Source organism: Microbacterium sp. zg.Y909 (genome assembly GCF_024626565.1).
Map to the genome: position 1 here is coordinate 1 of NZ_JANJFJ010000264.1, position 6149 is coordinate 6149.

A 6149-nucleotide genomic window follows, 5' to 3' on the forward strand; every position below is an offset into this window, starting at 1 on the left:
ATCGATTCTAACCGTGCCGTCGAGAACTAGGCTAGGCCCGTGTCGCCTACTGCGGATCCCATCGAGGCTGTTTCACAGCGACTGATCGCCTTCTTCACACACCAGCGGGATGCCGCCCGTGCAGAGGGGCCGGAAGCGGTGTCGTTCATCGAGGCGGGTGTCGGCGCCGTGGGCGGGGGAAAGCGCCTTCGCGCCCGCTTCTGCGTGACCGGATGGCGGGCTGTGGCCGAGGCCGGTGGCCGGCGCCCCGGGGATGCCCCGCCGGAGGTCATCGCCGCCGCTGCGGCGCTGGAGATCTTCCAGGCGGCCGCGCTGGTGCACGACGACCTCATCGACAACTCCGACACCCGGCGCGGGCGCCCGTCGGCGCATCGCGCGCTGGAGGCAGGGCACCGCGATGCCGGCTGGCTGGGCGACCAGGCGGGTTTCGGCCGCTCCGCGGCAATCTTGCTGGGTGATCTGCTGGTCGCCTGGAGCGACGACCTGCTCGAAGAGGGGCTCATCTCGGCCGCCGATGCCGCCCGCGCCGCCGCTGCTCGGCGGGAATACGCACTCATGCGGCGCGACGTCACGATCGGACAGTTCCTCGACATCGCCGAGGAAGCGGCCTTCCGGCAGTCCCCCGACGGCGAGCACGCAGACCGGGCCTTGCGCGTGGCATCCCTCAAGTCCGCCCGCTACAGCGTGCAGCAGCCGCTTCTGGTGGGGGCAGCCCTCGCCGGCGCGGACCCGCAGCAGCACGCCGCGCTGGCGGAGTTCGGTCACCCCGTGGGCATGGCGTTCCAGCTGCGCGACGACGTGCTGGGCGTTTTCGGCGACGCCGCGGTCACTGGCAAGCCGTCCGGAGACGATCTGCGCGAAGGGAAGCGCACCGTGCTCATCGCCTACGCTCGCGAGGCGCTCCCCGTGAGCGCGCGGCGCACGCTGGACGAACTCATCGGCGACCCGCAGCTCGACCAGGAGCAGATCGGCGCACTCCAGCGCACGATCATCGACTCGGGTGCCCTGGACCGCGTGGAGGCTCTGATCTCCGCCTACGCCGCCGAGGCCGACCGGGCGCTGCGCGGCGCGCACCTGGGCGATGCCGCCCTCGGCGAACTGCGGGACCTCGCCCGCGCCGCGACGGCTCGCTCATCCTGATCAAGCCGACTCGCGCTGATCAGGCAAGCACGCAGATCAGGCGAGCGTTTGGGCGACCCGGCGCACCTCGGCCTTGCGGCCCCGACGAAGCGCCTCGATGGGGGGCAGACCGATCGAGTCGTCGTGGTCGAGAAGCCAGTCGATCGCCTCGTCGTCGGTGAATCCGGCGTCGTGCAGCACGATCGCCGTTCCCCGCAGCGAAGAGAGCGGGTGCCCGTCCACGATGAACACCTCGGGCACCGCCAGCTTGCCGGTGCGACGGGATGCCACGAGGTGGTACTCGTCGATGAGACGCCTCACCCGGCCCAGTGGTTCGCCGAGGGTCTCGACGAGTTCAGGCAGTGTCAGCCAGGTGGTCTCGATGCGCGAAGAGGTGGTGTCGCCGGTCACCCTCCCATGATGGCATCCAGTTGGGATGGGTCCGGCCGCTTCATGAGAATCTCATCATTCACAGGGGTCACTTGCGTCACTCGCGTTGACCCGTATTGACTTCCGTGACAGCGTGACGGGGGTTCCCCGAAGGAGACCTCACCATGCGACGACACCGCGCCCTCGCGCCGGCCCCCGCCGCCGCACCCCGGCTTTCATCCCCTCTCGCATCGACCACCGCAGCAGCCGTCCGCCGAAACTGGCCGGCCGCTGCGGCAGGGTCACTCGCGCTGCTGCTCACGTCGGGTCAGGCCGCCCACGCCGTCACGCCCCACCCCGTGCTGCGCGACGCGGCGGTCGCACCGGCGTCCGCCGGCAGCAAGTCCTTTCCTGCCGGGCGCGCGCTGCCCGCCACACCCTCGACACCGACCACCCATGTCGTCGAACCGGGCGACACCATCAGCTCGATCGCAGCCGCGCACGGGCTGCGGGTGACAGATGTGCTCGCCCTGAACTCTCTGACCTGGTCGTCGGTCATCATGCCCGGTCAGACGATCCAGCTGGCCGCTCCCGCCGCCGCACCCGTCGCGCCCGCGGCACCCCCTGCCGGGGCCTACTCGGTCGTCGCCGGCGACACCATGAGCGCCATCGCGTCACGACACGGAGTGTCGACCGACGCGCTGCTGGCTGCCAACGCAGTGGACCGGTCCTCGGTCATCTATCCCGGGCAGACGCTCGCGCTGCCCGGTGCGGGCATGCAGCCCGCGGCATCCGTCTCCCCCGCTGCGGCTCCCCCCGCTCCCGCTGCTCCCGTTGCGGCGTCGCACGAGATCACGGCCGGCGACACGATGACGGGGATCGCCTCGCGCTACGGCGTGTCGCTCGACGCGCTGCTGTCCGCCAACGGCATGGATCGTTCGTCGATCATCTATCCGGGTCAGACCGTGAAGATCCCGGCTGCCTCGGTCGCGGGCCTCGACGCGGAGCAGGCCGCGAACGCCCGCACGATCATCCGCGTGGGTCGGGAGCTGGGGGTGCCCGACCGGGGCATCGCCATCGCGCTCGCGACCGGCATGGTCGAGTCGTGGCTGCGCAATCTCGACTGGGGCGACCGGGATTCGCTGGGCGTCTTCCAGCAGCGTCCCAGCCAGGGCTGGGGCTCGCCGGAGCAGGTGCGCGATGTCGAGCGCGCCACCCGGGTGTTCTTCGGAGGGCCGTCCGACCCCAACGGAGCCGACAGCCGTGGGCTGCTGGACACACCCGGATGGGAAGCCCTTGCATTCACCGATGCCGCCCAGGCCGTGCAGGTCTCGGCCTATCCCCACCGCTACGGCGAGTGGGAAGAGAAGGCGTACGCGTGGCTCGCCGCGCTCGGATGACCACAACCGGCGGCAGTGAGGGTGAGCCGCTACTCGGGGAGCGGCTGCGCCGTCCGTAGACTCTACGCGTGAGCACGAGCCAGCAGACGGACCCGCTGATCGGCCGTCTGGTCGACGGCCGGTACCGCGTGCGTGCTCGCATCGCCCGTGGCGGCATGGCCACGGTCTACGTCGCGACCGACCTGCGGCTCGAGCGGCGCATCGCTCTGAAGGTGATGCACGGGCATCTCTCCGACGACTCGATCTTCCAGAGCCGGTTCATCCAAGAGGCGCGCGCCGCCGCCCGCCTGGCCGACCCGCACGTGGTCAACGTGTTCGACCAGGGCCAGGACGGCGACATGGCGTACCTGGTCATGGAGTACCTCCCCGGCATCACGCTGCGCGACCTGCTGCGCGAGCAGCGCCGACTGACCGTGCCCCAGACCATCACGATCATGGATGCCGTGCTGTCGGGCCTGGCCGCGGCGCACCGGGCCGGTATCGTCCATCGCGACGTCAAGCCCGAGAACGTGCTGCTCGCCGAGGACGGTCGCATCAAGATCGGAGACTTCGGTCTCGCGCGCGCGACGACGGCCAACACCGCGACCGGCCAGATGCTGCTGGGCACGATCGCCTATCTGGCGCCGGAGCTGGTCACGCGCGGCAGCGCCGACGCCCGCAGCGACATCTACGCCCTCGGCATCATGCTGTACGAGATGCTCACCGGCGAGCAGCCCTACAAGGGCGAGCAGCCGATGCAGATCGCCTACCAGCACGCGACCGACTCGGTCCCCCGCCCGAGCGCCAAGAACCCCGGGGTGCCCGAGCCGCTGGACGAGCTGGTGCTGTGGGCCACGGAGCGCGACCCCGACGAGCGCCCTTCCGACGCGCGCGAGATGCTGGACCGGCTGCGCGAGATCGAGCGGTCGCTGGGCGTGGCACCGCAGGTGGTGCGCACCGCGCCCATCGGCGTGGTGTCCGAGGAGGACGTGCTCGACTCCGGGGAGATGACCAAGGTGCTCCCCGGGGCCTTCACCGCCCCCACGGTGACCTCCGACGTCGACAACTCCACGCGGCTGCGCCGACGCACGCAGCGCAACGCCGCCAAGGGCGGCTGGCTCGTGACCGTCGTGCTGCTGCTGGCGGGTCTCGCCGCAGGGGCCGGCTGGTGGTTCGGCTCGGGCCCCGGCTCTCAAGTGGCCGTTCCCGACGTCATCGGGATGACCTTCGCGGATGCCGAGGCGGCGCTGGCCATCGAGACGCTGCAGGCGGTCGAGGACGGCGAGAACAACCTCGACGTGCCCGCGGGCCAGGTCATCCGCACCGAACCCACCCCGGGCTCGCGCGTGGACCAGGAGACCCCCGTCACCGTCTTCATCTCGCGTGGGCCGGCGGAGGTCTCGCTCACCCCCCTGGCGGGAATGTCCGAGGCGCAGGCCCGGGAGTACCTGGACCAGAACATCGTGCGGGTGCAAGACGAGGTCGCGCGGGAGTTCCGTGACGACGTCGAACGCGACGTCGTGCTCGCGGCATCCATCACCCCGCGCGACGGTGGCGACCCGGTGGACTGCACCGAGGGCTGCGCCGTGAGGCAGGACGACGTCGCGTCGCTGACCGTCTCGGCCGGAGCGGTGCCCGACGTCGGCAACACGTCCGTGGAGTCCGCCACCCGCGCGCTGGACGAGGTCGGGCTGCTGGTGGCATCCGACACGATCGGCGAGTGGCGCAGCGACATCGACAAGGGTCGGGTGCTCGGGGTGGCCGACGTGGAGGGCCCCCTGCGCCCGGGCGACACCGTCACCCTCGTGGTGTCGAAGGGGCCTGAGCTGTTCGCGATTCCCGATGTCACCGGCAAGACCCGCGACGCGGCCGCCGAGGCACTGCGCGCGGCGGGCTTCGAACCGAGCTACCAGGGCTTCTGGAACGCCGTGCCCAACCCGCTGACGGAGGTGACGGGCATGTCCCCGGGCGCCGGCGAGTGGTACCCGCGTGGGCAACGCGTCGACCTGACGATGAACCTGACGGGCTGATCCCCCGACGCAACCCGCTCAGTCGCTGCGAATGGCACCAACCTGGCCGCGCAACGGGCCGCCTGCGTCCACCGAACCGGCGCGACGCCCTGTGCGGCCCACGCGACGCGCTCAGTCGCCGCGAACGCTCGATCCGGGCGGGCGGTCAGCGCTTCTCGAGCTCCTCGGCGACGAGGAACGCCAGCTCCAGGCTCTGCATGTGGTTCAGGCGCGGGTCGCACAGCGACTCGTAGCGCGTCGCGAGGGTGGCCTCGTCGATCATCTCCGACCCGCCCAGGCACTCGGTCACGTCGTCACCGGTGAGCTCGACGTGGATGCCGCCCGGGAACGTCCCCACGGCGCGGTGCGCCTCGAAGAACCCGCGCACTTCGTCGACGACGTCATCGAAGCGACGCGTCTTGTACCCGGTCGGCGTCGTGATGCCGTTGCCGTGCATCGGGTCGGTGACCCACAGCGGTGTCGCGCCGGAGTCCTTGACGGCCTCCAGCAGCGGCGGCAAGGCGTCGCGGATCTTGCCCGCACCCATGCGCGTGATGAACGTCAGGCGCCCGGGCTCCCGCTCGGGGTCGAGCTTGTCGATGAGCTTCAGCGCCGTGTCCGTCGAGGTCGTGGGACCGAGCTTGACCCCGATGGGGTTGCGGATGCGGGAGAAGTAGTCGACGTGCGCGCCGTCGAGGTCGCGGGTGCGCTCCCCGATCCACAGGAAGTGGGCCGAGGTGTTGTACGGCGTCCCGGTGCGCGAGTCGATGCGCGTCATGGGGCGCTCGTAGTCCATCAGCAGGCCTTCATGGCCGGTGTAGAACTCCACGCGCCGCAACTCGTCGAAGTCGGCTCCGGCCGCCTCCATGAACTTGATGGCCCGGTCGATGTCGGTCGCCAGGCGCTCATACCGCTGATTCGCCGGGTTCGACGAGAAGCCCTTGTTCCAGCTGTGCACCTCGCGCAGGTCCGCGAACCCGCCCTGCGTGAACGCACGGATGAGGTTCAGGGTGGATGCCGCGGTGTGGTAGCCCTTCAGCAGCCGCGCGGGGTCAGGCTGACGCGACCCGGCGGTGAAGTCGAAGCCGTTGACGATGTCGCCGCGGTAGGCAGGCAGGGTCACGTCGCCGCGGGTCTCGGTGTCGCTCGAGCGGGGCTTGGCGAACTGCCCCGCCATGCGCCCCATCTTCACGACCGGCATCGAGGCGCCGTACGTCAGCACGACCGCCATCTGCAGCACGGTCTTGATGCGGTTGCGGATCTGCTCGGCGGT

5 protein-coding genes are annotated in these 6149 nt (G+C 70.7%); 3 read left to right on the top strand and 2 right to left on the bottom strand.

From position 1 onward, the window contains the following. Positions 1-39 precede the first annotated feature (39 nt). On the top strand, positions 40-1140 hold the full coding sequence (locus NQ160_RS16585; protein ID WP_257516270.1) for a polyprenyl synthetase family protein: 1101 nt from the start codon (positions 40-42) through the stop codon (positions 1138-1140). Positions 1141-1176: 36 nt separating this feature from the next. On the opposite strand, the gene NQ160_RS16590 is transcribed toward NQ160_RS16585, so the two are convergent. After that, positions 1177-1503 carry an Rv2175c family DNA-binding protein gene (locus NQ160_RS16590; protein WP_374113668.1) on the bottom strand — a complete coding sequence of 109 codons (327 nt, stop codon included), beginning with the start codon at positions 1501-1503 and terminating at the stop codon, positions 1177-1179. Positions 1504-1673: 170 nt separating this feature from the next. On the opposite strand from NQ160_RS16590, the gene NQ160_RS16595 reads away from it, so the two are divergent. Both NQ160_RS16595 and pknB read left to right on the top strand, forming a co-directional pair. Further along, on the top strand, positions 1674-2888 hold the full coding sequence (locus tag NQ160_RS16595) for a lytic transglycosylase (RefSeq protein ID WP_257516271.1): 1215 nt from the start codon (positions 1674-1676) through the stop codon (positions 2886-2888). Between the two features lie 68 nt (positions 2889-2956). Then, complete coding sequence (pknB, locus tag NQ160_RS16600) at positions 2957-4897, top strand: Stk1 family PASTA domain-containing Ser/Thr kinase (protein ID WP_257516272.1); 1941 nt, start codon at positions 2957-2959, stop codon at positions 4895-4897. 145 nt (positions 4898-5042) lie between these two features. On the opposite strand, the gene NQ160_RS16605 is transcribed toward pknB, so the two are convergent. Next, on the bottom strand, positions 5043-6149 hold a 1107-nt coding region (locus NQ160_RS16605), incomplete at its 5' end, for a 3-deoxy-7-phosphoheptulonate synthase class II (protein WP_257516269.1).

Coding starts and splice junctions, on each gene's coding strand:
- NQ160_RS16595 (WP_257516271.1), top strand. CDS start 1,674: ATGCGACGACACCGCGCCCTCGCGCCGGCCCCCGCCGCCGCACCCCGG.